The sequence below is a fragment of the Clostridium putrefaciens genome (assembly GCF_900461105.1).
Taxonomy (GTDB): Bacteria; Bacillota; Clostridia; order Clostridiales; family Clostridiaceae; genus Clostridium_L; species Clostridium_L putrefaciens.
Genome location: NZ_UFWZ01000001.1, coordinates 2,622,802 through 2,649,314 on the forward strand (window position 1 = coordinate 2,622,802; position 26,513 = coordinate 2,649,314).

Sequence of the window (26,513 nt, forward strand, 5' to 3'; positions counted from 1 at the left end):
AGTATTAATATTTTATTGAAAATATATTATGTCCTTGTATAACGCTAGGTATTATTCAATAATTAATTGATAGTCCTCTTTTATACCTTTGCTTAGATTACAACTTGAATGAACAACTTGTATATTTTCTTTTGTGTCTTGTCCACCTATTGCGATTGCTTTTATATGATCATTATGAGTTGAATCTCCAATATATAAACTTCCTCTACAAATAGGACATTTATTATTTTGAGTTTGAATTAACTTTTCTACCTCATCATAATTTAATTTTAAATTTCTTTTTTTAATTATATATAAGTCATTAAATTCATTTACCTTTTGCTTATAATATTCTAATGAATCTTCAGGTACTTCTTTTGACATAATAAATATAACCGAAATATCTTCTTTAACTTTTTCTCTATATTTCTTAATCATATTTATATTCAAAGGACTTAAGATATACCACAAGGAGTATAGATCTTGTAAGCTTCTTCTGCTTGAATTTGCTTTTATTTGAAAGAGCTTGTTTAATTCATCCTTTAAAAAATCATCCCTATTTTTATTTGATAAGTTTTGATCAATTAACACTAGTTCAAGTTTTCTTATGAAACTCTCTAATAACTTTATTGATTTAAAAAAGTCGCTTTTTATATCTTTATTTGCTGATGCATCTACTAATAGTTTTGTGATTTCTTTTTTATCTGGTATTCTAAAATTGATTCTATTACCTTTTTGATAAATATTTAATCCTATATTATTGGATACTTCACCATATTCCTTGTTATAAAATAAAAAAGCTAAAGATGTCATCATTTCTTCATTGTCCATGCGTTTATTATTTTTTCTAAAATAAAACCAATTTTCGTAACTAAAAGCTAATTCTTTTAATTTAGTTATTATGCTTTTATCAATATATGAATTCCACATTTCAAATGTATTGTCTTTTATAGGATACGGCTTATTATTCAATCTTATAAATAAATCTATTGGATTAAAATTAGGATTTTTATCTTCATCAATTTCAACAACTGCTAAATTAAAATCCAGTATCTTTTCTTGCATATTTAAAGTCAAATCTACAAACCTTTTACCATCTATCTCATCCTTTAATATAGTAAGTCCTTTAAGTTTGAATTTATTCTTTTTAGAGAATTCCTCCTTACCACTTTGGTCCTTAAACCCCTGACCAACATATCCTAATATAGAAAGCAATCTTTGCTGACCATCTATAATTTCACTTACACCATCATTTCTTTTATAAATAAAAATAGGTGGTAGCTTAATATCTAACAAAATACTTTCTATAATGGATGATGACTTAAATATATTTATTACCTCATCTCTTTGATAGGATGGTCTAATTAAATATTTCCCTCTAAGCATTTGTCTTCCTAATTCATCTACAGTTATACTAGATGGTTCTGGCTTCTTTATCCTTAAATCTTGTAATTCATTTATCTTAAGATTTATATCTTCTCTATTTATATTCTCATCTTTAAAGTCAACATCTTTATATTGACTTTCAACATATATTTCTAGAAGATGTGGTTTATTTAAATAACTAGAAAAGTATTCTAAAGTATAATAATATCTAGGCTCATAATTTTTATAAAAATGACTTTCCACTGTTGTATACTTATCAAATCCTTTAATAATATGATTCATTAATCCACAATAAAACTTTGTATCATAATCAATATCCTCTATTTTGCAATGTTCATAATCACAAATATATAACGCCCATAAAATACATTCAAATACAAGTACATTATATTTAGCCTTATTAAGATCTAGTAACTCTTTAAATTTATATAAGGTTAATATCTTGTCCATAAAATCATTGTATTCATCCTTAGGATCACTAATTTCTAACATAAGTATTTCATATAACTTCTCTATGACTAATTTACGATTATTTGATTTTGAAAAGTATTTTACAGGTATTTTATGAATCACTAAATATCTTCTTATCTTATCCATAATTGCATCTACTGATATATTCTTACCTTTTCCATTGAAAAATAATTGTTCTATATAGAATTTATGTGTTTTATTATTCAAAAGATTACTTTTAAATAAATTTGTTACATCATCATGATTGTATTTAGCCCTATTTATTTCAACAGATTTAAGTGGTGTTATACCTGAATTATATCTTTTGAAAATCTCTTTTTTTATTAAATCTTCTTGACTCTCTGTTAATTTTGCTTCGTTTACTATAGTAAATTCTATTATCCTTAATTTAGTATCTAATAATAGCTCTTTTATACTATCTTCTAAATCAGAATATTTTCGTTTTGCTAATCCTTTTAAAGTATCTAATCCCCTATTAGTAAGTATAATTTGATCATTTAAAAACTTCTTTATAGTTTCATACCTTTGTCTTCCATCAATAATTTCTATCTTTCCATCACTTGTATTAAAAAAAACTAACGGTGGTATTTCTGTGCCAAGTAAGATACTTTCTATAAAATAAGTTCCTTTTTCTGAATCCCAAACGTATTTCCTTTGATAATAGGGATTAAATATAATCTTATTTTGAAACCTCATATTGCCAAATAGGCTGTCTACAGCCATTACCTTAGTCTCAACCTTAATGTGATTTTTAAGAATGTTTTCTATCTGGTCTGAAATTTTAATAATAGCGTCCATACCTTTTTCTCCTTATTCGTAACAATTCTAAGTCATTATAAGTGTAACATTAAACATAATTATGTATTCTAAGAAGTATATCCACAAAATATAATTCATCTTATTTATATTTTAAATTTATTTACTTCTTCAAGCATTTTATTGGTCATATTGCTAAGCATCTGTGCTGATTGAGCTACTTCTTCTGTGGCTGCATTAGTTTCTTCTGATGATGCTGCAATTTCTTCTGATGATGCTGAAACTTCAAGTGAAACTGATGATACCGTATCTATTCTTCGTAAAATATTATCCTTATCCTTATCTATATCTTTTGTAGAATTTTTAACTGTTTCAATTTTAGGAATTACTTCATTAATTGCTTCGATAATATCTTTATAAGACATTATTGAATTATTAATAATCTTAACCTGATTTATTAATTCATCATCCATATTAACTGAGTCTAAAACTATTGTATCAGCATTATTAGATATTTCACTTATTAATATACTAATTCTTTCTGATGATATCTTTGATTGTTCTGCAAGCTTTCTTATTTCATCTGCTACCACTGAAAATCCTTTTCCTGATTCACCTGCTCTAGCTGCTTCAATAGCGGCATTCAATGCTAATAAGTTTGTTTGCTTTGCAATATTATTTATTATATTAGTAATATCGTTTATTTCATTTATATCTTTCCCAAGTTCAATAATTTTTCTATTAAATGTGTTAAATGAAGAAGTAACATTTGTTACAGAGTTGTTTAATTCATTCATAGAACCACTGCTATTATTTGCCATTGAACTAATACCTCTAGCACTTGTATCCAAAACGTCCATTTCATTAACAACTTCAGATAACTTATGACTAAACTCATTAAGAACTTCTGTTACATTTATTAAATCTTCAGATTGAGAGCTTGTACCTCCAGCAATTTGATTTATAGCTTCAGCAACATTTTGCGATGAACTAGATATCTCTTCTGCAACTGCCGACAAATTTTCTGATTGGATATTAATATTTGAAGAACTATCCTTTATTCCATTAATCATGTTTTTTAACGATTGTTGCATAACTTTCATTGAATAAGTCATAGCTCCAACCTCATCTTCTAAATTTAAGTATTTAGATGGAACATCTTTAGATAAATCACCCTTTGCTAATAAATCCAAATGTATTGAAGTTGATTTTATTCCTTTAGATATACTTTCTGAAATTACATAAACCATTGAAAGTCCCATTAATAAAAATAGTATAGACGATACCGCAAAAGATATTTTAAGTCCATTAAGTTCTGATAATATCTCGTTTGTAGATACTACTATCCCGACTGACCATTCAGTACCTTTAACAGGAGCATATCCTATGTATTTATGTATTCCCTCAAACTGATATTTACCTATTCCTATTTCTCCAAGCCCCATCTTTTTTTGAATATCAGCAAGCTTTTGTAATTTGGGATCCTTCTTTGATTCCTCAATAGTATTGTACATATTCATAACTAAATTATTATCACTATGGGCAATGAATGTACCATCTTTTTTTATCATAAATCCATTACCTGTTTCTCCAAATTTAATGTTACTTGTTAATTCACTTAATCTATTACCGTCACTTACTTCAATTAGAGCCCCTATAATTTCGTTATTAATTTTAATTGGCGTTGCAAATATAACTACAATTGTTCCATCTACCTTGCTCACTAAGGGATCTTCAATGTGACTTTCTCCTGCCAATGCCTTTTGAAAGTAGAGTCTTTCTTTAACATTTGCACTTTTGCCATCAGTATATTTTACATCTCCGTTTTTATCTGCAATACCCATCTTTATACTACCATTTCTTTTAACCTCTTCTAAGAGAATCAACTCCTTACTTTCCCATGAATTTTGAGTATCTCTTATGTCTTGTCTTGTTGCTATAACTTCTAGTGTTTTAAGATTTCCTTCAATTCTCCCTTCAATATTACTTGCGGATTCTTCTGCAAGTTTTGGTAACGTTTTTCCTATATTTGAGGTTAATGCTTTTGATGAACTTATGAACGAAACACTCCCAAGCCCTATGCATATAACCCCTATTAACAATCCTAGAAATACTATTAGCTTTGATTTTATACTTTTCATAATTTCCTCCTAATTAGTTTACTTTTAATATTTTTAACATTTTTGATTTATATATAACTATATTTAATCCTTTCTACATCTTATAGTTACACCTATCCTTTTAGAATATTTTAACACATTATGTAGTATGGTTAAATAATTATTACTTATAATCTCCATTTTTCGCCACCTATTTATATTAATATGGCGAATTTTAAAACTATATATCTTGATTTAATATAAATTAAAATATATTTTAAATAAAATTCTTTTCTAACACTTACAGTCACAGTCTTCTTTAATTATTCCATTATCTACTGATATCTTTCAGGCAACTGCATCTATTATGTCCGCAATTGCACATTCTTTACATGCATAAGCGCATAAAAATTCTTTTACTAATCTAGCCCTTTTTTCTGCATCTATTCTCGTAACTGGTGTTACCTCCATAGCTGATGTTCCACCTTTAAGTGCAGGAACTATATCATTGCAAAATTCAGCTGCCATACATTGAAGTATGCCAGCTTCAGCCTCTACTAAAGCATCTGTAATTTGCATTTCAGTTAATGTTGAAGAGGTTACTGGAAAAGCCATCTTATAACTACCTCCCTTTATATAATCTAATACGCTTTATATGATTTTATAATTTATTTCCCACTATTATATTATGATCTTTGTCGGAACTTGTTACATCTTGTAATTTACGCAAAAAATAAGAGCTCCCTAAATATAGGAAGTCTCTTATCTATTATCTTTTATCTATTTCATTATCTTACATATATCATTTGTAAATTCTACTGGATCATTAATTGGTAATCCTTCAATTAATAGTGCTTGAGTATATAGTAAATTAGTATATAGATCTAATTTTTCTTTATCTCCTTCAAAAGCACTCTTTAAAGCTTTAAATACATCATGATTAGTGTTGATCTCTAGTATCTTATCTGCCTTTATTTCTTGATTATTTGGCATTGAATTTAATATCTTTTCCATCTCTATAGATATTTCACCATCATTAGAGAAACATACTGGATGATGTTTTAATCTCTTAGATGCTCTTACCTCTTTTATCTTTCCTGATAATGCTTTTGTCATATATTCGAAGAGTTCTTTATTCTCCTCTTTTTGTGCCTTTTCTTCTTCTTTTTCGTTTTCCTTAGTTTCAATACCTAAATCATTGCTAGAAACTGATCTAAACTCTTTTTCTTTATAGGACATAAGCATCCTAATTGTAAATTCATCCACATCATCTGTAAAGTATAATATTTCATATCCTTCTTCTGCAACTAATTCAGTTTGTGGAAGCTTTTCGATTCTTTCATTAGATTCACCTGATGCATAGTATATATATTTTTGACTTTCAGGCATTCTAGAAATATATTCATCTAAAGTTACCAGCTTTTTCTCTTTAGAAGAATAGAACATAAGTAAATCTTGTAACATTTCTTTATCTGCTCCAAAATCATTGTAAACACCATATTTTAATTGTCTACCAAAGGACTCATAGAACTTTTCATACTTTTCTCTTTCATTTTTCAATAAAGATAATAATTCACTTTTAATCTTATTTTTAATGTTTTTTGCAATAAGTTTTAGCTGTCTATCGTGTTGAAGCATTTCTCTTGAGATATTTAAAGATAAATCCTCTGAATCTACCATACCTTTTACAAAACTAAAATAGTCTGGTAATAAATCTTGGCATTTATCCATAATAAGTACTCCACTTGAATATAGCTCTAACCCTTTTTCATATTCCTTTGTGTAATAATCATAAGGAGTGTTTTGTGGAATAAATAATATTGAATTATATCTAACAGCTCCATCTACAATTATATGAATATGCTTTAAAGGCTTATCATATCCGTAATGTTTTTCCTCATAAAACTTATCATAATCCTCTTCTTTAAGCTCACTTTTATTTTTCTTCCATATTGGCACCATTGAGTTAATAGTTTGTTCTTCTATATACTCTTCATACTCATCTTCAGTGCCATCTTTTAACTTAGTATTAGTTATATCCATCTTTATTGGATATCTTATAAAATCAGAATACTTTTTAATGATTTCTTTTAATCTATATTCATCTAAGTACTCGTCATAATTTTCATCTTCAGTATTCTCTTTAATCTTTAATATTATTTCAGTACCAACAGAATCCTTTGTACAAGGCTCTATAGTGTATCCTTCTGCTCCTTTAGACTCCCACTTGTAAGCTTCATCACTATCTAAAGATTTACTAATCACAGTAACTGTTTCAGCTACCATAAATGCAGCATAAAAACCAACACCAAACTGACCTATAATGTCATGGCCATCCTTAGAATCATTTTCCTTCTTAAAAGCTAAAGATCCACTCTTTGCTATAACCCCAAGGTTATTTTCTAGCTCTTCCTTTGTCATACCTATACCAGTGTCAGTAATCTTTAATATTCTATTTTCCTTATCTGCTGCTATCTTTACATAGTAGCTTTCCTTATCAAAGCTTAGACTATCATCTGTTAATGCCCTGTAATAAATTTTATCAATAGCATCACTAGAGTTAGATATAAGTTCCCTTAAAAATATTTCCTTATGAGTATAAATTGAATTAATCATTAGATCTAGCAGTCTTTTAGATTCTGCTTTAAATTCTTTTGTTTCCATGTAATTCTCTCCCTTCAGAATAAAAACCACGTAACAAAAAATGTAGCGCAGTAAAAAATATAATATAGATAAATCTGTTGTTAGCACTCTGTAAGTGTGAGTGCTAACTCCTAATACAGATATAACATATTTTATTTAACATGTCAATATTGAAATGAAAATGAAGTGTAATACTCCTCATTCTCCTATACCTTTATAGTCGAGGAAGCACCAACTGCTCATAACCTTTTTTATCCTCAAATTTATGAATATATTCAAAGCATTGGTCCACTTCAAACAAAATATCATTGGATGCACATACCTCTCTTACAATCTTCATTAACTTCTTATTGTTATCACTAGTTAATTCATAGGAGTAGCCATACGTTTTTATATACCTATCTTTCATACCGGGAAAATATTCATCCAGTTTCTTGTAAAAGTATTCCCGATTTCCGTCTCTCATAGTAACTCCCATACCGAAACAAATAATGCCATGTACTTTCGCCTCTACGCAATATTTAAGAATGCCTCTTATATTTTCTTCTGTATCATTTATAAATGGCAAAATGGGACTCAGCCAAACCACTGTAGGAATTCCATTATCAAGCATAACCTTTAACACTTCAAACCGTTCTTTTGTAGTACTTACATATAGATACCAATTTTAAAAATGAATTAATATTATATTCATTTTTTCCTTTAATAATTTCACCCTTTTTCTTTAATGTATACTGTAAATGGATTTGTATCTTTTCAAATCCATGCTGATCAAGTTGTTAGCATAACAACCCTCTTACTAAAATTATTTATTACTAAATATATTGAGCGGAATTTAATTCACCTCTTAGAATATCCTGCTTTTGAATTTGTTTAATAGCCCTAGCTATATTGATTAAAGTTCTCAATATTTTAGAGTGTAACTCCTCACTATAAATTATATCATATTACTAAAGCTTTCATATAACACCTATAAAATACTACATACAAAAAAGAACAGATCATTAAACTCTCTGTTCTTTTTTGACTTATTATTCTATTAACTTCATTAAACTTCTAATATAAACTTATATCTAAGTCTACTGTATGATAATTTGAAAACTTATCCTAATTACTATAAATAAAATTAGTCTTCCTGTGTCTTCTATCTATAAAAACATTATCATTGATAGAATAAACATAAATATAACTCCACCAACCATTGGCACCGATGTTCTCTTTACAACGTCTATAGCATTTTTCTTTACAGATCCTGCTACAATTACGGTAACTGCTGCCACTGGTGACACTGCTCTCATTAGATTTCCTGCAAGTCCCATTGGAACTGAAATTGCAATAGGGCTAATTCCTGCTGCCTCTGCTAATGGAACTATTAACGGAATCATTGCAAAGAATAAGGCTGTCCCACTACCTGAAAGCAATACTATTAGCATAGATAACGCTACCAAGATTAGTGGAAGAACTATTCCCATGCCTGTACCTTGTGTAGAAATCATAGTCTTTTGTAAAGTACTAATCAATCCAATTGAGTTTAATCCTGCTACAAATACGCTGGCTGCTACTAATAATGCCACAATTGAAACTCCACCTGCCATTCCCTTAAAGAAGGTTTCTGTTTCTTTCAAAACCTTATTATCTCCCTTGTGCCTAACTAATTCACAGATAATTGCAATGATAAAACTTAAGATTGATGCTACTTCTACTGATAATGCTGATGATGAACCTGTGAAGTAAACCATAATCAATAATAATATTGGCAGTAATGGTAGTAATGCATATACTGTTTTAAATAATGCCGATCCCTTAATTTCACTAACTGCTTTTATTTCAACCTCTTCTCTATCCAAGTCATTTACTTGTTTTTTATCCATAAACTTTTGCCAAAAATAATGTAAAATTGCCATGAAACCTAGTGTAGGAATTGAAACTATAGCATGATATTTAAGCACATAATCTGTTACTGTTAATCCTGCATAAGCTGGAAACTTCGCTAGTTCTTGAGCAATTGCAACATTGTCACTTCCAAGAGGTGTTGGTATTACTGTTGCCGTTGTGGCAATAACTGCCGCTGCTGTTAGTGTACTCATACCTGACCTTTTTAAAACTGGAAATAATGTAGCTAATAATATAATTGCTAAGTTAGAAGCACTTGGAATTACTAAAGAAAGTAAATTTCCTAATAAAAATACAATTGGAACTAATATATAAGTTGATTTAATTTTACCTATTGGTTTTGTTAAAACACTTACAGTAACATCATTTGCTCCTATTTTACTCATATAAGCTGAGTATCCTCCTAAGATCAAAATGATAAATCCTGCCGCTGATAAGGTTTGTTTAAAAATATCTGCTGTTGCTTTTAATGGGTCAAGTAACATAAGCCCTGTAGACTCAAACTTTTTAATTGCTATACCATTTCCCATTGCAATGGAAATATACATTAATATTATACCAATAGCAAATAAGGTTATTTTTATATCCATTTTCTTTATTAGCATGTATATTACTAAAGCAATTGCAATAATAGCTGTCCCAAGCATTATAAAATTGTTCATAATAAATTCCTCTCCCTATGTTTATTTTATATACAGTTTTTAATTGAACTCATGAACCACTCTTTGAATATATTTGCATTTATATCTGTACATACCTTTGCGTTTGGAGATTTTCCTAGGTATCCTTTTAAGTCAACCACAGTGCACCCTAATGTTAAATTACTTTGTGTTTCAACATCTATAAAGGTTTCTGTCATCTCATACATTTCAGGGCAAAGTATATAAGCTATTGCACAGCTATCATACATTTTTAATCCTGTTTTAAAGCTTCCACCTCTATACTTTTGGAATAATGAATACATCATATGTCCGGTTTTTCCGAAGGTTTTAATTTCTTCACTATCCTCTGGGTATACTAGTGCCTTAAGCCCCATATCTAATCCTGCCATCACTAGATTCACACCACTCATAAACACAATTTTAGCTGCCTGTGGGTCTGTTGCTATATTAAATTCACCCATAACTGTCTTATTGCCCCTTGTCAAAGATCCACCCATAAATACAATTTCATCAATATTAGCTTTAACTTCTGGGTACATTTTTAATAGCACTGCAATATTTGTAAGTGGTCCAATAGCCATTATAGTTATTGGAGTTTCACTTTGAAGAATAGTCCTTCTCATTGCCTCAACTGCATGCTCTTCTAATAAGTTACTACGACATGGCTCTCCAAAGTCATATCCATCCATTCCTGATGCACCATGAACATTTTTTGCATCATCAAACTTTTCAAGTAAAGGCTCTCTAAGACCTTTTGCTACAGGTATACTTTTTCCAAAAAAGGTCAATAGTTTTAATGTGTTCTCAGTTACTAAATCAAGACTAACATTTCCAGCTACAGTTGTTATAAGTTCTACATCTATTTTATCGGAAAATAGTGCTATTGCTATTGCTATTGCGTCATCGATACCTGGGTCAGTGTCTATTATTAATTTTCTTTTGCTCATTGGGCTTCAGCCTCCTTTATATTTTGACAATTTATTAATTTTTTATTTATGTTTAAAAATTTATTTGCTTTTTAAGTATATTTTATATATTTGTTAGCCTTTTATTTATTTTTAACAAATTTATTGGATTTTTATTTATTTTCAAAAAAATTATCAACTTCTTCAAGAGTTGGAATAGATATTTGAGCTCCTTCTCTTGTAACAGTTAGAGCAGAAACCTTTGTTGCATATAATAAGGCTTCGTATAAAGGGCTACTAAAAGATATTTTTGCTACTAAAGCTCCTATAAAGGAATCCCCTGCAGCCGTAGAATCAACAGTCTCCACCTTATATGCATTTATCCTAATTACTTCATCTAAGGTTACAGTTATACTGCCTTTTGATCCTAATGTAATTATAATATTTTTTGCTCCCTTATTTTGAAGGATCTTTGCTGCCCTTTCACACTCATAAGAGTTGTTAGGATATATATCCGTTAACATCTTACATTCACTTTGGTTAATAACTAAAATATCTATATGTTTATAATACTCATCTTTAAATAGCCTAGCTGGTGCTGGATTTAATACTGTTACCATTCCAATACCTTTCGCATACTCTATTAATTTAAGAGTTGTATCTACGTTATTTTCAAATTGAGTTACAAATATATCTTCTTTACTTGCAAGTTTATCTAAATTATCCTTTGCAAAATTAAAGGTTAAAGCGTAATTTGCACCTGGATTTAAAATTATTCTATTATCATTTTCATGACATATAATCATAGCTGTACCAGTGGGTTGCTTTTTATGTAATTCAATACTATCTGTATTAATTCCATTATTTTTTAAAGCACTTACCGCTTCAGCTCCAAAAGGATCATCTCCAACACTTCCTATAAATGATACCTCTGCATTTGATTTTACTGCTGCAACTGCTTGATTTCCACCTTTCCCACCTGCATTTAGCAAAAAATCATGACCTTGGATAGTCTCTCCCTTACTCGGAATATTATCAACTTTAATTGTAAGATCCATATTAAGACTTCCAACTACAATAACTTTTCTCATACTATTTATCACTTCTTTCTTTCTAAACAAATCATACCTGCTCCAAATCTCTCACTTGGCCTTTGTACAAATCCAAATTTTTCATAAAACCCTTCTGTATCAGGCATAGCCATAAGTCCTATATAAGCATTTTCACAACAGCATGATTCTATATAATCTAATAAGTTATCAACAACCATTTTTCCTACTTTTTTATTTCTATACTTAGGATGAACCACCACATCTTTTATGAAAAATACAATTCTTCCATCTCCAACTACTCTTCCAATAGCAATAGGATCTTCATTATCATATATAACTACACTATAAACAGTGTTTTTTAATGCTTCGATAATGTCTTCTTTATGATATTGTTGCATATTTGCATATTGCCTTATGCTGTGATATATATCCCATGTTAAGCCATTTTTACATATTTTCATTTTAACATCCCCTGTGGTAAAACGTTTTATCAATATGGAATATGATATCATCAGGTGTAACCGTTGTCAACATTTTTCATGAATTTTTTTGATTTTTTTCATGAAATATAAGATGTTTTTTTATTTTATATATTCAATTGTATTTAACAAAAATTTCACAAATAATATGCTATACTTATTTTGGTGATTAAAATGAAAGTTAAATTAAAAGATATTGCTAAACAGGCAAACGTATCCATAACCTCTGTGTCTTTAGTTTTAAATAATAAGCCTTGTAGAATTTCAAGCGAAAAGAAAGAATTAATTGAAAAGATTGCAAAAGATAATAATTATACTCCAAATATTAATGCAAGAAGCCTAATTACAAATGAAACTAAAACCCTTGGACTCATTATTCCTGATATTGAAAACATATTTTTCTCAAGGCTTACCAAAACCATTGAAACCTATTGCAGGCAATTTGGATACGCTTTGATTATAGTAAACTCAAATGATGAATATAAAGAGGATCTTTATTTATTAGATTTATTATTAGCAAGAGGCATAGATGGTCTTTTTATTGCTATTTCTAATTCCGCATATAATAATAAAGAAGAGGTATGTTTAAGGCTTAAAAAATTAACTATACCTTATATAATGGTGGATAGAGTTTTTGATGAATTAAACTGTAATCAGGTGTATTTTGATAATGTAAAAGGCTCTTATCTTGCAGCAAAGCATTTAATTGAAAATGGACATTCTAAAATTTCCTGTATTACAAATTGTATTTATTCAAAAAACACTGTATCACGCTTTGAAGGATATGAAAAAGCAATGAAGGAACATGGTCTAGAAATAAAGAAAGATTACATTATTGAAGGAGATTATCGTATTCAAAGTGGATATAATACTGGTGATATGGTAATTAAAAATCATACCACCGCTGTATTTGTTACAAATGACATGATGGCCCTTGGATTACTTAAACGATTAGGCGAAAAAGGTATAAAGATTCCTGAAGACTTGTCTATTGTAAGCTATGATAACTTATTAAATGACTTTATCCTTGGTCCAGGCATAACTTCCATTGATCAAAATATTTCAAATCTAGGAAAAACAGCTTGTGACCTGATGCTTAAGCTTCTCAAAAATGAAGAAACAGCAATTAAAAAGATATGTTTAGATCCTGAACTAATTATAAAAAAAAGCGTTAAAAATATAGTGTAATCATGAAAAATGCCTCCCTACCTTTAGGGAGGCTAATTATCTTTGTAAACATTCTGTCATAAGTTAATACTTCATGCTCTTCAATGACAATCACAATATAATATTGAGCTCCAAATGCTAATTATCACTTTTTTGTTTGTAATATAACATTTTAGCTTTAACTGAATGTGTCAATATTAAAAATATGTAATATCCATTAATATATCATTTTATAATTAGAGGGATCTTATGTTTCTTCTAGAATACATTAACAATACCTTATTATAATATTTCATTCGACTTTGTACGCAAATATAAAGTAAATATTATTTTATGAAATAAATTTAATAATGGATTAGAGGGATTATTTTGATAGATATAATACATATATTAGGAGCAGCAGGTTCAGGTACTTCAACCTTAGGAAAAAAATTAGAAAACAAATTAAATTATATTCATCTTGATGTAGATGATTATTTTTGGTTTCCAACAAATCCACCATTCCTCTTATAGAAAATCTAATCAAATAACTTTCACGCAATTTTCTTGAATTATGCCACAACTGTAATCTATTAAGAAGTTATAAGGAGTAATTAGAAATGAGTAATTTTAATCAAACTAATATAATAAAAGAGATTTTACAATTTGAGTATGAAAGTAAAATGATTTCTAAAGGAAATAATTTTCCAAAGCTTAATATAAATGAGTATAATCTAAAAGATATATGTATATTACTACACAATAAAATAAAAGTTAGTGAAATAAGTAGATATTTCGGATGGTCACAAAAGGAATTATCTGATAGATTAGAGCTATTGCTTAAAGAAGAACTTATTATAAATAAACAGAATGAGTATATTCCTTATTTAATGGTTATTTCATTGGAAGAAGGAAAGAAATTAAATGAACAATTAGATAAAATCGCGTATAACGTTGTAAAATTGATTGAGGATAAATTTGATGAGATAAAGAAAGAAACATATAAATTTGAATGCTTTAAACAATTTAAGTTTAATGAAATATCTCTGTTTATTTTGAGTAATGTTGTATTAGACTCTATACAAATAGATAATGTGGAAAAGTTATTCTTGAAATCTGAAAGAACAAGGCGAAATGGTATGAACTACTATTATTCATTACAAGAGAAATATAACCATACTGAAAAAGAGTCATTAGGCATATACGGAAATATGTTTAGATATTATGGAGATATTGCATTTGGGCTTTATGGTAATGAAAGAAATGGAATTAACTTTCATACAATTGATAACCTTTGTTTGGAAACATACTTTGGTAGTTTTAATTTTAAAAATGTAAATGATTTTAAAGGCTACTTATTGAAAGAACTTTTAAAGTACTTTAAGGAAAAGGATTATGAACTAACTAAAAATCTTATAAGTGGATTTAATCGTTTGGGAATAATGAAGGGTAATAAAATTAATATTCCAGTTTTAAATAAAGATGATTTTTATAAATTAAATGATATAGCTAATATTATAAAGGATGATTATATAGATGTTTTTGAGAAAAATTATAAAAGTATCCATTATAGCTATAATAATTCTGTATATTCAAATGAAATATCTTTTGAAGAATATTTCATTTGGTGGTATCACCTACTATATTCAAGAGCAACTGATCTATTAATTGGAGGCCACATAATTGACATACCTAACACTGGTAATTTTAGTTATATAGTTTCGTAAATTGGGTTGTAAAAAGCATTATATAGTATCACACCACCGTGAATACCATTCAGTACACGGCGGTTCAATAAAAATTAATGTTGAATATACCGATTTTTTACAGGTTGCAATTAAAGAGGCAAAAGAAGAAGCAGGTATAAATACTGTGACAGCTCTTACAAGAAATATTGTGTCTATTGATATTCTACCTGTATATGGGCATGTGAGAAGAAATAAGTATATTAGTGAACCCCTACACCTTTCCATAGCATATGTTCTTATCGCAAATGGAAAAGTGAGACTCATCGTAAAGAAAGATGAAAATAGCGATGTCACTTGATTTTCTTTAGATAAATTTACTGAAGATTTTTTTGTTTGTAATATAGCATTTTAGCTTTAACTGAAAAACAAATATATAAAACTAATGCTATTGGAATAACTAGCCATAGTAAACCTCTTCCCGCTGCAAAAGGCGTTTCAAATAAAAAACGTCTCCAAAATGATATTCCAGACATTTCCCATAGCCCTGGTGTATAATATAATAATTTAGGATTAAGAACTGATTTAATGTCGATACTCTTTTGAAATGCCAGTGCTATAGAAATAGGTAAATATACTACTGCAAGTCCTATCCACATATCAGATAATCTTTTGTACCTTGCTGCTTTTGACATATCATCTGAAAAAATATCCTCATCACCATTTTCATTAATTTTTTTGAAATATTGTGCTCCACAACTTTTATTACCAGATATATGTTTCCAACCACTATCTTCAAATAGAGCACTATAATCCATAAAATCCTCTTTATTTTTAAAAATTCTATAATCAATTCTTATTTTAGTATTTTGAGGTTTTGTAAAACTAAACTTATACCCAAAAGATGCCGTTTCTAACTCATATCCTTTTTTAGCCATGTCGTTTAACCATTTCTCTTCTTTATCATAATTAATGAAAAATTTAAATTTTCTCATCTTAATACCCCCAAATTAGAATTTTATTAAACTTCTTGTTATATCAATCATAAAATTCATTCTTTCAAAATCTAATTGTAGAACTTCTTTTCCTTTTTCAGTAATAACATAAACCTTTCGCCTAGCATCATCACTTTTGACCGATTGTATGAATTTTTGTTTTAGTAAGTTCTCAATAGCACCATAAAGTGTCCCTGCTGCTATCTTAACTTGATAATTACTTAATTCTTCAACCTTTTGCATAATAATATAACCATGAGCAGGTTCTAGTAATGCTAAAAGTACATAGTAGGTAGTTTCTGTTAATGGTAAACTTTTATCTCTATTCATATTCTCCTCCAATTAGCCAACAAAACTATACAGTTGTACTATATAGTTTTATTATATACAGTTAAACTGTATATGTCAATATTAAAAATATAGCCACATCAATAATTAAGACTATTTTAGATGTATTTCAATATAAATCATGAATAAAATCAAAGATGAACGTTTAGTTTTAAGAAACTTAAAAAATATCCGTATTGCTTTTTTGTCTCAAACCCTTGGCATAATCACCATTTTATGTAAACAACATTTTATGGATGGTAAAAGTTTTTCAGATATTCCATTGTTTCTTGTATTTATTTTAACAAAACGGGTGAAATTCTCCCATCCTCTACAGGTGGGGGATGAATAGCCCTTATTATTTTAGGTTCGATACATAAAATAATAACCTTTTGACATAATACTATTAATGATTAATTATGAAAAGAGGTGATAAAATGCTAAAGGCTTACAAATTCAGACTGTATCCAAACGAAGAACAAAAAATATACCTAGCTAAAACTTTTGGATGCACTAGGTTTATCTATAATAAAATGTTAGCTGAAAGAATTACGTCATATGAAGAAAATAAAGACCTAGATATTAAGACAATGAAATACCCTACTCCTGCACAGTATAAGACCGAGTTTGAGTGGTTAAAAGAAGTTGATAGTTTAGCATTAGCTAATGCACAATTAAATTTAGATAAAGCATATAAGAACTTTTTTAGAGATAAATCTGTTGGATTTCCGAGGTTCAAGAAGAAATCTAATACTAATAATTACACAACTAATAATCAGAATGGTACTGTATCCATTGAAAATAACCACATCAAAGTACCTAAACTAAAGTCTATGATTAAGATAGAGCAACATAGAAAGTTCAATGGATTGATTAAGTCTTGCACTATATCACAAGTACCCAGTGGCAAGTATTTCATATCTATATTAGTTGATACTGAGATTGCTCAGTTACCTAAAATGGATAATAAAATAGGTGTGGATCTAGGCATCAAGGAATTCGCAATAACAAGTGATGGGGTGTTTTTCAGCAATGCTAAACACTTAAAGAGATCAGAAAAAAGGTTAGCTAAACTTCAAAAGGATTTATCAAGAAAACAAAAAGGTAGTAACAATAGAAAGAAAGCAAGGTTGAAAGTTGCTAAATCGCATGAGAAAATATCAAACCAAAGGAAAGATATGCTTCACAAAGTAAGTACTCAATTAATTAACGAAAACCAAGTTATAGTCATTGAGGACTTAAAGGTAAGTAATATGATAAAAAATCATAAATTAGCAAAATCAATAGCTGATGCTAGCTTCGCAGAGTTTAGAAGAATGCTCACTTATAAAGCAAAATGGTATGGTAGAGAAATCATAATAGCACCATCAAATTATGCAAGTAGTCAGCTATGTTCTAACTGTGATAATAAATCAAGTCAAACAAAAGACTTATCCTGCAGAATATATATATGTCCAGTATGTGGAATGATAATGGATAGAGATATAAATGCTGCTAAAAATCTACTAAAACTAGCAATATAATAAAAGATATGTTGTTAGAGAGGTTGGAATGACCTTGATAGCTTGGGTAACCTTGTCTCATTAGAGATATTGACCAAGAAGCCATCCACTTCTATAAGTGGTGGTAGTTCACCTGGTGTAGTAATGAGCTTTCTTAATATGGGGATTTCAGTAGATAATGAAGGTCCAGAAAAAAGCTCTATATTTAATTCTTATAAGTGGATTTTAATACTTTCTATTACGGTTGGTGCTTTATTTACATTTATATCTCTAATGTTTTCTAATGAAATACTTTTTACTCGCGCTTTAATAGGCGGATTAATAGTATTTATATGCTTTTTGGCAGCATTTTCAGTTGGATATTTTATAAAGAAAAACCATTCTGATGGGTTAGATGATTAGTATAATTTATTTTAAAGCCTATTATATTTATAACCCATAATTCACACTTTGTACTTAGCTGTGAATTATGGGTTATATACTATAAAATGATTTTATCTGATGGCTACCATCCGTAACATCCCTCTCCTCTTCAAGGTGGGGGATGACGGCTGCTACGCCTCTGGATAATTTCTTCTAAGCCTTTGATGGAGAGATGTATTCCTTATAATCAAACTCCACCTGAGTCTAAGAATCACTTGATCTTTCCAAATTTCTTTCTATCCTATCTCCTACAATTTTAAATTCAGCCGGATATGGGTCTGAATAAAATGGAATTGGAGTTTCATTAATTCTCCCATGTTCTGAAAGATACCTTATGTGTACATCCTCGTAGCGCTCTCCTTTGCTTAACCAAAAATAATCTTCCATGCACATAGCTCTAGTCTTTCTACAAACTTCCCAAAAATCATAGTATAAAAGCCCTAAAGAAGCTAAAATATCATCTATATTTTGTCTCTCCTTTGGCACAACTCTATCTTCAAGCCAAAAAACAATATCTTCATTCGTTGGTACATAATCTATATTCCAATTTTCATAGCTATACATACCCAAAGGAAGGTATTTTCTATGATCTATATTTTTATATATTTTGAAAACAAATCTTTTACTACTTATATCATAAATAAGGTCTCCTACTTCAGTGTCTTTGTACATTAAAACATATTTATCTATCATAATTCTCTTATATCATTTACCTTCATAAGGTTCTCCCTTTCTTTAATCTTGAATTACTAAAGCTTTCTTTAAATTATATCATAAGTTAGATGATTAAAAATATTCCATATCGCTTATTATATCTTTTTATAGCTAAAGGATTCCCATACCTTATCTAGAATATATTAACAGGGAACATTGTAAAATTTAATTCACCTTTGTAAAAAGATTGCGAAGTAAAGGAGACCTAATTATGAAAAAAGATGTCTTTAACAATATAAAGGAACAGTTAAAAGATTACAAATATTCTTCAATGAAATATACCGAGTACGAAGAGATTTCAAACTATGATGTGATTTGTAATAATGAGCAGCTAATTTTGACTTTTGGATTTAATGTGGAAGCAGGGCTATATGAATTTCATTGGGCAACTAATAGTGCCTCCATTTTACTTAAAGAGGTAAATAAATCAAATGAAAAAGTACTGATAACTTTTATTCCAACTGAATGGATTGAGGAATTTAGAAAGAATAAGTTCAATATATATGCCATATGGAATGATTATTTCCATAATGATATTTCTAAGAGTTTAGAGCAGGTAAAATCAATGGAATTTTTAAAGGAATGTGACTTCAAAAAGGCATCCGAGGTAACACTTTCTTGTAGAGGACAAAGCAGAGGTTTTTCCGGTCAAACTGAAGAATGGATGAAACAATGGATTAAAGGGACGGAATCAAATTCAGTTTCGTTAGGTGGTAAAGATGGTGCAGTTTTAGTGCATAGTGAAAATGACAATATAACAGGTATTATTTGTATAGGGATTTATAGCTATGATGAAAGTGATGGTCCAATATTATGGGTACGTGAAATAGCCGTGCTTCCTGAATATCAGCGAAGAGGAATAGCTAAAACCTTGTTAAATCAAGCATTATTCTATGGGAAATCTAAGGGTGCTAAAAGAGCATTCCTAATGGCAGATGAATGTAATAAGCACGCAATAAAACTATATGAAAGCGTAGGGTTTATTGCTAACAAAAGTGAAGCTCAAAATGATATGATACGAAAATAAAGTTAATGTGAAGGTTACGAAAAGAATTGAAGAACTTAGAGATAAACAGACAAGTAAAATAGTGAATCAACGAGCTAAATATGATAAAGATGTAAAGTACTCAATCATAGGATTATGCGAACCCAATATTATTATATATAAGAAGGTGATCATGATAAAGAAATCCGTGATTTAGCAAATAAGCTCTTAAAACTTGAACAAAATAATGTAGACCAATGCAAAAAGTATCTCCAATAACTTATCATTAAATTCTATTACATTGTATTTAAATAATCCTTTACTTATAGTTTGGGATTTATAAAGGTTTAGACCACTGAACCCGAATCAGTGGTCATTTTTTTGTCCATTTTATTTCTTCTTGAAAACATTGTTATCTTTATCTTTTATTTCACTTTCAGAAATAATTTCAAATTCCAAATTTAATCCATCTTTATTAAATATTTTTATATTATTATCGTTTTTTTCAACTTTTACATTTTTATGAGTGCCCATATCATATATCTCTTCATATTTTTTGCCTTTTTCGATGTCTGTCTCATTTATATTTGGCTTTACGTTTATGTCTATAGATAATGAATCACTTGTGAATTTTAAAGCTAATAATTTATCACTAGATTCCCAGGTAGTATTTGAAAATTCTTCAGTAATGTTTTTATTTGAGCAAGCAACACTAAGAGAAAAGATTATCAAACATAAAAATAATAAGGCTTTTTTGTTTAATTTATTAATCATACTAAACACCTCCCTTCAAATAGCAAACTTGTTTTAATAAAAGAAATACTTTTCATTAATAATCCTCCTTTAATTTTAAGATAGTGTTAACACTATCTTTGTTTTATTTATTTCAATCCTTGCTATTGCAAGGGTTTGTTCTATTTTAAACCTAAAAAAACAATGACCCCCTCTTTTCTGATATAATTGTTGTAATCTAACCCAACAAAAATCTCCAAAAAGGAAGGTGTCATTGTGAGTACAATTATATCAATATTAGTTACATATAATCAACTATTACTTTCACAAATAAATGAATTACTTATTTTCATTGCGAAAAACATACCTTTAAAGGCTACAAAATATGATATAACAAGCCCTAAATACAAAAAGCTTACTAATGATATGATACGAAAATAAAGTTAATTAGGAGGTACTTATGATAAAGAAATCATTAATAATAGCAGTATCAGGTGTTACAGCCGGTGGAAAAACAACCATAATAAACGAACTCAAGAAAAAAATGAAAAGTGCTAAATCACTTCATTTTGATGATTATGATTTTGAAGGAGAAGTTGATGATTTTCATCAATGGGTGATGAATGGAGCAGATTACAATGTATGGAACTTAGAACCACTAAAAAAAGATATATTGAAATTCATAGGAGATAATGAGGTTCAATATATTTTATTGGATTATCCATTTGCATATAAAAATGATTTGATTAAACCATTTATAGATTGTGCGATTTTCATTGACACTCCTTTAGATATTGCAATGGCAAGACGTGTGTTGCGTGATATGCTTAATGCTACTGGAGATGAAATCAGGGAAGATATGAGTTTTTATTTGAAATATGCGAGAATTGCATATGAAGAAATGCTAAAGACTATTCTGCCAAATTCGGATTATGTTATAGATGGAAGTATGCATTTAGGTGAGATTGTCAAACAAGTTATGGATATAATAAAAATAAATTATGAGAGCAAAACGAATGAATTTAATTCGTAATGTTCATAAAATGTGCACCAAATTGTAATTAAAAAATAATAGATAGACTACATTCTTTATATGTAGTCTATACTCAATAATTGCAGCGTGTGTTACACTAGATATAAGAAGGAAGAAAACAATAAAGATGCATTTATGAATATAGAAAAACTTATAAAGCAACTTGGTAAAGCACTTGCGTCAACGGTTATGCAAGAAGACGTTACAATGTATGAAAACATTGATTTTGAAAATGTGAATTCATTAACTATTCTACCTATAACATTAAAAAATCTTATCCTTAAAGGAGAGTACAATAAAGCGGAAAATGTTCTTTTCAATGAGGTAACAAAGCATCCATCAAAAGAGGTGTATAGTATTGCGGAGGATTTTTACAATATACTGCTTTCTAAAAGTGATGATGAATTAATAAAGAATAACTTTTCAAAATGTGAAATTTATCAAGGACTAAAAGAGATCAAAAATATAATTGAAAAGTCTAAGTTAACGAAATCTTAAAAGTATACACCCCCGATCCATTGATTGGTGCTTCTAATTCCACTTAATATTTGCCATTATCATCTGTATGCGTAACATAAAGGTCCTTTTATAAAAACCTTCCCTACACTCTTTGAAGGTTTTTATAATCTATTATTATAAAGTAGATCATCTATAAATATCCCCCTAGCTTGAAGGGCTTTAATATCTATAAACCCACATCTCATACAATAAGATTCATCGCTACTAGCATCCTTTTTTAGCCAACCTATGCCACTATAATTTAAACAATAAGGCTTGTCTTTTAATGTATACCTAAATGCTTTTATGTTTAACCTTGGATGGCTTATATTATAGGTTTTGCAGTAATCTAGTAATTTTCCATAAAACTTATTATAATTTATCCTAAGAATATATGCCCCGTCTTCATTAACATAGGTATCATAATCTACCTTCCAAAGTAGTATTTTATTAAATGCCATGAGGTTCATAATCTGGAAGAACTTCTCGAAGGCTACCTCTCTCATTATAGGATTATCTTCTCTAAGGTTTGTTCCCCTCATTACAGAATCATTTTCTACTAGGCTTGTCCCACCCACTACTGAATTATCTAATATTAAGCTTGCTTCCCCTATTATAGAATTACCTATTTTTGAACCTTTCTCTTTAACTATAGAGCTACCACTCTTAAAATTTCTATCTAACATTATAAAATCCCCTCCTTATATATTAATAACCTTTCTAAGAACCAACACTTTGATATTCCCCGCTCCACTTCATTTTTACTGTGCCTACAGTACCATTTCTATGTTTGCCTATTATAAATTCTATTAAATCTTTATCTTCACTATCTGGATTGTAGTATTCATCTCTATATAAAAATATAACAAGGTCTGCATCTTGCTCTATGGCCCCTGATTCTCTAAGATCTGACAGCATTGGCCTATGATTTGATCTAGATTCAGGAGCACGTGAAAGCTGTGATAATACAACTACTGTTATATCAAGTTCCTTTGCTAAAAGCTTTAGCTGCCTTGATATGAAGGATATATCTAAATTTCTATTTTCCTTAAGCTTACCTATTTCTATAAGTTGAAGATAGTCAATGAACACCACATCCAAGCCCTTTTGAAACTTAATTCTCTTACATTCTGCCGTTATACTCCTTAGTGTATAAATATCATTGAACATATGAAAGTTTGATTTAGATATTTTGTCACAAGCCCCTACTATTCTGCTCCACTGATCATCCTTTAACTTTCCAGTTTTTAAGGTCTTCATAGGTATAGTAGCTGAATTTGATAAAATCCTTTCAACAGTTGGTAACTGACCCATCTCTAAATGGAAAAATGCTACTTTAAGATTACTTTTAATTGCCATATTAAGAGCCATAGTAAGGCTTACCAAGGACTTACCCATAGATGGTCTACCTGCTAATATATTTAAATTATGCCTTTCAAAACCTCCAATAAAATTATCTAAATTACTAAGTCCTGTTTTTAAGGTTAACCCTTGATCCTCACCCTTTAATCTTTTTTCTAGAACCATTAAATAGTTTTGAAGAATAATGTCCATATCCTCTACGTTTTTTTCATTATTACTAAGATTAATAAAAGAACTTTGGAGACCATCAACTACATCAAAGTATTTCTTCTCACCATTTGTTAAACTCTTTAAAGCACCTTGAAGCTCTTTTATAATCTTTCTATTATTAGATTTTTCTTTTACTATATTTGCATAGGATTCTATAAGCAAGGAGCTTGTCCCACTAGCTAGTAGTTCTGAAATATAGCTTATCCCTCCTATTTCCCCTGAAAATGAGTTTAGATTTTCAAATAAGGTTATAGGTGTTATATTTTCACTTTTACTATAAAGTTCCAACATGCCCTTATAGATGATTTTGTGACTTGTTATATAAAAATCATCGTAATCCAACATATCTACAATATTAACTAAGGACTTATTGTCTAAAAGTACGGAAGATAAAACCTCCGCTTCAGCCTCTTTGTTAAATACTTGTTCCATCTTCATAAATATCCTCCCCAACTACCCTATAAGCCCCCACATTTTGTGGTTTAAACTCATAGTAACTAGGATTCCTAAATCCATTATTATTATTATTATTATTATTAGATTGCTTAAAATTGTTTTTGACCTTGCCTTTTTTAAATGTATCCATATAATTTTTAACATCCACTAAATTCTTAAGCCCATTGTCTTTCCAGTTTAATAGTATCCCGTTTATATATTTCATATTCCTCACATTATTTTGAGCAGCCTCATTTATAGCTAGGACCACAAGCTCTGAACCTATTTCTTCCCTCCAAGCTTTAAGACTTTCAAGTTCCATAAAAGTAGCCATATGAATGTTATTATCAAAGGCTGATAATATCTCCTTCATCCCTGATTTTTCATTATCTTTTAAACATTTTTTTGTATTATCTTTTTCTGTTATGTTATTTGCTGATATGTTATCTTTTGAGGCTACGTTAGCTTTTTCCTCTATGTTATCTTCCCTGTAGCAGCTTTCAATAGCTTCTTTTGATAACTTTTCATTTGATCTCTCTTTTATTATGTCAATATCTTCAAACATAGTATCTAAAGAGAACTTGGTGCTTTTGCAAAGCTCATAAAACTTACACAAAAAGCTCTTACTCTTTACTCTTTTAAGTTCCCTATTTATGCAAATATGGGTATTTCTACTGGAATTTAAATTATATTTATACCAATTTAATATCATAATTTCCTCGGTCTTTTCATCATAAAGAATCTTTTCATCAGCTACAAATTTCTCAATCAATTCCATTACCCTGTCATTACTTAAGCCTGTCTCAAATCCAGCTATAGAAAGAGAGAATGAGTAAATACCGCATTGACTACTACCTGGATTATTCATTAAGTATTGGTAAAAGCTCTTTTCCTCAAAAGACAACTTTACAATGAAATTATCCCTCCAAAAATCCACCATAATGCTTCTATACTTTGCCACACTAAAACCTCCTTAATAGTAACTTCTCTAATCATTAGGTATGCAAAACTTAATAAAGTTACACTAATAATTAAAAATTAATTATATTTGTAGTTGTATTTACAATATCCAAATTGTAAAATAATAACAAAGAGGAGACCCAGCTAAAATAATCAAAAGATCATTTTAGCTGGGTCTCTTTTTGCTCTTTAATGTTAATTTTCATAGTTACTATTATTCTTAACTATAATATTCTTTATTATTCATATTGTTATTTAAATTTTTATTGTTATTTATATTATTATCTTTATTGTTATTATTATTGTTATTATTGTCATTGCCCCTTATGAGGGGCTTATATTTTTTATACTTATGTAGATTTTAGATAATATGTAATCTGAGTGTGTTGCATATTTCCTAACAATACTATATATTGTTACTTAGTAATATATTGTAAAACTTGAGATTAATTTTATTTAATTAAAATATTAATAGGGGGGATAATCATGCCTATTCAACCAGTAATTCATACAGATAATTTACTATTAAGACCATTTGAAATATCTGATTCCAGTAGGGTAAAAGAGCTCGCTGGAGATTCAAAAATAGCGAAAACAACTCTCAATGTTCCACATCCCTACGAAGATGGGATGGCAGAACTGTGGATTAATTCACATAAAGATATTTTCATTAATAAGAAAGGAATTATATATGCAATAATAAAAAAATACAGTAATGAACTAATAGGCACAGTAGCACTAATGATAAACAATATTCACAGAAAAGCAGAATTATCTTATTGGATTGGAGTTCCTTACTTTAATAAAGGGTATTGTACTGAATCATCTAAAGCACTTATAGAATATGGGTTTAAAGAGCTAAATTTAAATAAAATATATGCATTATGCATGGATTCTAATATAGGTTCTTATAGGGTAATGGAAAAGATAGGAATGAAGTATGAAGGCACTCGTAAACAAGACGTTATAAAGAATGGAGTACCAAAAGATTTAAAAAGTTATTCAATTTTAAAAGAAGAATTTAATAAAAGGAGATGATTATTATGGATTACGGATTAATTGCTATCTTGATATTTTTTATTGGCTATTATACTTTTAAATATATAAAAAATAAAAAAGTCATATTTATAGGTATAGACAATTTAGAATCTCTACCCTATAAAACATATCTAATCATCATA

General features: G+C 29.0%; 26 protein-coding genes and 1 pseudogene. 11 read left to right on the top strand and 16 right to left on the bottom strand.

Going from position 1 to position 26,513, the window contains the following annotated elements; translation table 11 throughout:
- Positions 1-51: 51 nt before the first annotated feature.
- The 9 genes and pseudogenes from DY168_RS11975 to DY168_RS12015 form a co-directional block, all read right to left on the bottom strand.
- Positions 52-2,634, bottom strand: a complete 2,583-nt coding sequence (locus tag DY168_RS11975) for a GmrSD restriction endonuclease domain-containing protein (RefSeq protein ID WP_115641951.1) — start codon at positions 2,632-2,634, stop codon at positions 52-54.
- A gap of 104 nt (positions 2,635-2,738) precedes the next feature.
- Positions 2,739-4,733 carry a methyl-accepting chemotaxis protein gene (locus tag DY168_RS11980; protein WP_115641952.1) on the bottom strand — a complete coding sequence of 665 codons (1,995 nt, stop codon included), beginning with the start codon at positions 4,731-4,733 and terminating at the stop codon, positions 2,739-2,741.
- Between the two features lie 306 nt (positions 4,734-5,039).
- Entirely contained in the window at positions 5,040-5,306 is a 267-nt protein-coding gene (locus DY168_RS11985) for a hypothetical protein (RefSeq protein ID WP_115641953.1), read from the bottom strand.
- Positions 5,307-5,471: 165 nt separating this feature from the next.
- Entirely contained in the window at positions 5,472-7,355 is a 1,884-nt protein-coding gene (gene htpG, locus DY168_RS11990; RefSeq protein ID WP_115641954.1) for a molecular chaperone HtpG, read from the bottom strand.
- A gap of 193 nt (positions 7,356-7,548) precedes the next feature.
- Positions 7,549-7,986: pseudogene (locus tag DY168_RS11995) on the bottom strand (radical SAM protein); the annotation flags it as partial.
- Positions 7,987-8,482: 496 nt separating this feature from the next.
- Positions 8,483-9,889 carry a C4-dicarboxylate transporter DcuC gene (dcuC, locus tag DY168_RS12000; RefSeq protein WP_115641955.1) on the bottom strand — a complete coding sequence of 469 codons (1,407 nt, stop codon included), beginning with the start codon at positions 9,887-9,889 and terminating at the stop codon, positions 8,483-8,485.
- A 26-nt stretch (positions 9,890-9,915) separates the two neighbouring features.
- Entirely contained in the window at positions 9,916-10,836 is a 921-nt protein-coding gene (gene rihC, locus DY168_RS12005; RefSeq protein WP_115641956.1) for a ribonucleoside hydrolase RihC, read from the bottom strand.
- A gap of 131 nt (positions 10,837-10,967) precedes the next feature.
- Positions 10,968-11,915, bottom strand: coding sequence for a ribokinase (rbsK, locus tag DY168_RS12010; RefSeq protein ID WP_115641957.1), 948 nt, complete (start codon positions 11,913-11,915; stop codon positions 10,968-10,970).
- A complete protein-coding gene (locus DY168_RS12015) occupies positions 11,894-12,307 on the bottom strand; it encodes a GNAT family N-acetyltransferase (protein WP_242984123.1) in 414 nt (137 codons plus the stop codon). Before DY168_RS12015 ends, rbsK begins: the two co-directional genes overlap by 22 nt.
- A 192-nt stretch (positions 12,308-12,499) precedes the next feature.
- Between DY168_RS12015 and DY168_RS12020 the strand changes: the two genes are divergently transcribed.
- The 4 genes from DY168_RS12020 (at position 12,500) to DY168_RS12030 (ending at position 15,517) form a co-directional block, all read left to right on the top strand.
- Positions 12,500-13,513: a LacI family DNA-binding transcriptional regulator gene (locus DY168_RS12020; RefSeq protein ID WP_115641959.1), complete on the top strand. Its 1,014-nt coding sequence runs from the start codon at positions 12,500-12,502 to the stop codon at positions 13,511-13,513.
- A gap of 348 nt (positions 13,514-13,861) precedes the next feature.
- Positions 13,862-14,005 (top strand): P-loop NTPase family protein, encoded by a 144-nt coding sequence (locus DY168_RS14715; protein WP_172556348.1) that lies wholly within the window; start codon positions 13,862-13,864, stop codon positions 14,003-14,005.
- Positions 14,006-14,091: 86 nt separating this feature from the next.
- Positions 14,092-15,198: a hypothetical protein gene (locus tag DY168_RS12025; RefSeq protein ID WP_115641960.1), complete on the top strand. Its 1,107-nt coding sequence runs from the start codon at positions 14,092-14,094 to the stop codon at positions 15,196-15,198.
- Position 15,199: 1 nt separating this feature from the next.
- Entirely contained in the window at positions 15,200-15,517 is a 318-nt protein-coding gene (locus DY168_RS12030) for an NUDIX hydrolase (protein WP_115641961.1), read from the top strand.
- A gap of 16 nt (positions 15,518-15,533) precedes the next feature.
- On the opposite strand, the gene DY168_RS12035 is transcribed toward DY168_RS12030, so the two are convergent.
- Positions 15,534-16,151, bottom strand: a complete 618-nt coding sequence (locus DY168_RS12035) for a DUF2812 domain-containing protein (RefSeq protein ID WP_115641962.1) — start codon at positions 16,149-16,151, stop codon at positions 15,534-15,536.
- Between the two features lie 15 nt (positions 16,152-16,166).
- Entirely contained in the window at positions 16,167-16,481 is a 315-nt protein-coding gene (locus DY168_RS12040) for a PadR family transcriptional regulator (protein WP_029451225.1), read from the bottom strand.
- 434 nt (positions 16,482-16,915) lie between these two features.
- Here DY168_RS12040 and tnpB point away from each other — a divergent pair, with 434 nt between their 5' ends.
- Positions 16,916-18,001 (top strand): IS200/IS605 family element RNA-guided endonuclease TnpB, encoded by a 1,086-nt coding sequence (gene tnpB, locus DY168_RS12045; protein WP_115641963.1) that lies wholly within the window; start codon positions 16,916-16,918, stop codon positions 17,999-18,001.
- Between the two features lie 42 nt (positions 18,002-18,043).
- On the top strand, positions 18,044-18,382 hold the full coding sequence (locus DY168_RS12050; RefSeq protein ID WP_115641964.1) for a YdbT family protein: 339 nt from the start codon (positions 18,044-18,046) through the stop codon (positions 18,380-18,382).
- Positions 18,383-18,607: 225 nt separating this feature from the next.
- Here DY168_RS12050 and DY168_RS15110 read toward each other — a convergent pair whose 3' ends face one another.
- Positions 18,608-19,096 carry a hypothetical protein gene (locus DY168_RS15110; RefSeq protein WP_242984124.1) on the bottom strand — a complete coding sequence of 163 codons (489 nt, stop codon included), beginning with the start codon at positions 19,094-19,096 and terminating at the stop codon, positions 18,608-18,610.
- A 232-nt stretch (positions 19,097-19,328) separates the two neighbouring features.
- Between DY168_RS15110 and DY168_RS12060 the strand changes: the two genes are divergently transcribed.
- Entirely contained in the window at positions 19,329-20,144 is an 816-nt protein-coding gene (locus DY168_RS12060) for a GNAT family N-acetyltransferase (RefSeq protein WP_115641965.1), read from the top strand.
- A gap of 348 nt (positions 20,145-20,492) precedes the next feature.
- Here DY168_RS12060 and DY168_RS12065 read toward each other — a convergent pair whose 3' ends face one another.
- Positions 20,493-20,876, bottom strand: a complete 384-nt coding sequence (locus DY168_RS12065; protein WP_115641966.1) for a hypothetical protein — start codon at positions 20,874-20,876, stop codon at positions 20,493-20,495.
- Positions 20,877-21,110: 234 nt separating this feature from the next.
- On the opposite strand from DY168_RS12065, the gene DY168_RS14720 reads away from it, so the two are divergent.
- The 3 genes from DY168_RS14720 to DY168_RS12075 all read left to right on the top strand — a co-directional run bounded on the left by DY168_RS14720 (position 21,111) and on the right by DY168_RS12075 (position 22,365).
- A complete protein-coding gene (locus tag DY168_RS14720) occupies positions 21,111-21,275 on the top strand; it encodes a hypothetical protein (protein WP_172556349.1) in 165 nt (54 codons plus the stop codon).
- Positions 21,276-21,294: 19 nt separating this feature from the next.
- Positions 21,295-21,867, top strand: coding sequence for a nucleoside/nucleotide kinase family protein (locus DY168_RS12070; protein WP_115641967.1), 573 nt, complete (start codon positions 21,295-21,297; stop codon positions 21,865-21,867).
- A gap of 135 nt (positions 21,868-22,002) precedes the next feature.
- On the top strand, positions 22,003-22,365 hold the full coding sequence (locus DY168_RS12075) for a DUF6483 family protein (protein ID WP_115641968.1): 363 nt from the start codon (positions 22,003-22,005) through the stop codon (positions 22,363-22,365).
- 122 nt (positions 22,366-22,487) lie between these two features.
- On the opposite strand, the gene DY168_RS12080 is transcribed toward DY168_RS12075, so the two are convergent.
- From DY168_RS12080 to DY168_RS12090, 3 genes are read right to left on the bottom strand one after another with little or no spacing between them, the layout of a single operon-like run.
- Positions 22,488-23,051 carry a hypothetical protein gene (locus DY168_RS12080; protein WP_115641969.1) on the bottom strand — a complete coding sequence of 188 codons (564 nt, stop codon included), beginning with the start codon at positions 23,049-23,051 and terminating at the stop codon, positions 22,488-22,490.
- Between the two features lie 34 nt (positions 23,052-23,085).
- On the bottom strand, positions 23,086-24,375 hold the full coding sequence (dnaB, locus tag DY168_RS12085) for a replicative DNA helicase (RefSeq protein ID WP_115641970.1): 1,290 nt from the start codon (positions 24,373-24,375) through the stop codon (positions 23,086-23,088).
- The gene (locus tag DY168_RS12090) at positions 24,353-25,333 is read right to left on the bottom strand and encodes a DnaD domain-containing protein (protein WP_115641971.1); all 981 of its coding nucleotides are present in this window, start codon (positions 25,331-25,333) and stop codon (positions 24,353-24,355) included. Before DY168_RS12090 ends, dnaB begins: the two co-directional genes overlap by 23 nt.
- A 485-nt stretch (positions 25,334-25,818) precedes the next feature.
- On the opposite strand from DY168_RS12090, the gene DY168_RS12095 reads away from it, so the two are divergent.
- Positions 25,819-26,370 carry a GNAT family N-acetyltransferase gene (locus tag DY168_RS12095; RefSeq protein ID WP_115641972.1) on the top strand — a complete coding sequence of 184 codons (552 nt, stop codon included), beginning with the start codon at positions 25,819-25,821 and terminating at the stop codon, positions 26,368-26,370.
- The last annotated feature ends 143 nt before the right edge of the window (positions 26,371-26,513 follow it).

Excerpts from the sequence above, each read along its gene's own strand:
- rihC (WP_115641956.1), bottom strand. The coding sequence starts at position 10,836 with ATGAGCAAAAGAAAATTAATAATAGACACTGACCCAGGTATCGATGAC.
- DY168_RS12035 (WP_115641962.1), bottom strand. The coding sequence starts at position 16,151 with ATGAGAAAATTTAAATTTTTCATTAATTATGATAAAGAAGAGAAATGG.
- DY168_RS12070 (WP_115641967.1), top strand. The coding sequence starts at position 21,295 with ATGATAAAGAAATCATTAATAATAGCAGTATCAGGTGTTACAGCCGGT.
- DY168_RS12065 (WP_115641966.1), bottom strand. The coding sequence starts at position 20,876 with ATGATTAATAAATTAAACAAAAAAGCCTTATTATTTTTATGTTTGATA.
- DY168_RS15110 (WP_242984124.1), bottom strand. The coding sequence starts at position 19,096 with ATGATAGATAAATATGTTTTAATGTACAAAGACACTGAAGTAGGAGAC.
- DY168_RS12025 (WP_115641960.1), top strand. The coding sequence starts at position 14,092 with ATGAGTAATTTTAATCAAACTAATATAATAAAAGAGATTTTACAATTT.
- DY168_RS11975 (WP_115641951.1), bottom strand. The coding sequence starts at position 2,634 with ATGGACGCTATTATTAAAATTTCAGACCAGATAGAAAACATTCTTAAA.
- DY168_RS12040 (WP_029451225.1), bottom strand. The coding sequence starts at position 16,481 with ATGAATAGAGATAAAAGTTTACCATTAACAGAAACTACCTACTATGTA.
- DY168_RS12080 (WP_115641969.1), bottom strand. The coding sequence starts at position 23,051 with ATGTTAGATAGAAATTTTAAGAGTGGTAGCTCTATAGTTAAAGAGAAA.
- DY168_RS11985 (WP_115641953.1), bottom strand. The coding sequence starts at position 5,306 with ATGGCTTTTCCAGTAACCTCTTCAACATTAACTGAAATGCAAATTACA.
- dnaB (WP_115641970.1), bottom strand. The coding sequence starts at position 24,375 with ATGAAGATGGAACAAGTATTTAACAAAGAGGCTGAAGCGGAGGTTTTA.
- DY168_RS12060 (WP_115641965.1), top strand. The coding sequence starts at position 19,329 with ATGAAAAAAGATGTCTTTAACAATATAAAGGAACAGTTAAAAGATTAC.
- DY168_RS12075 (WP_115641968.1), top strand. The coding sequence starts at position 22,003 with ATGAATATAGAAAAACTTATAAAGCAACTTGGTAAAGCACTTGCGTCA.
- htpG (WP_115641954.1), bottom strand. The coding sequence starts at position 7,355 with ATGGAAACAAAAGAATTTAAAGCAGAATCTAAAAGACTGCTAGATCTA.
- DY168_RS12095 (WP_115641972.1), top strand. The coding sequence starts at position 25,819 with ATGCCTATTCAACCAGTAATTCATACAGATAATTTACTATTAAGACCA.
- DY168_RS12015 (WP_242984123.1), bottom strand. The coding sequence starts at position 12,307 with ATGAAAATATGTAAAAATGGCTTAACATGGGATATATATCACAGCATA.
- DY168_RS11980 (WP_115641952.1), bottom strand. The coding sequence starts at position 4,733 with ATGAAAAGTATAAAATCAAAGCTAATAGTATTTCTAGGATTGTTAATA.
- DY168_RS12020 (WP_115641959.1), top strand. The coding sequence starts at position 12,500 with ATGAAAGTTAAATTAAAAGATATTGCTAAACAGGCAAACGTATCCATA.
- tnpB (WP_115641963.1), top strand. The coding sequence starts at position 16,916 with ATGCTAAAGGCTTACAAATTCAGACTGTATCCAAACGAAGAACAAAAA.
- dcuC (WP_115641955.1), bottom strand. The coding sequence starts at position 9,889 with ATGAACAATTTTATAATGCTTGGGACAGCTATTATTGCAATTGCTTTA.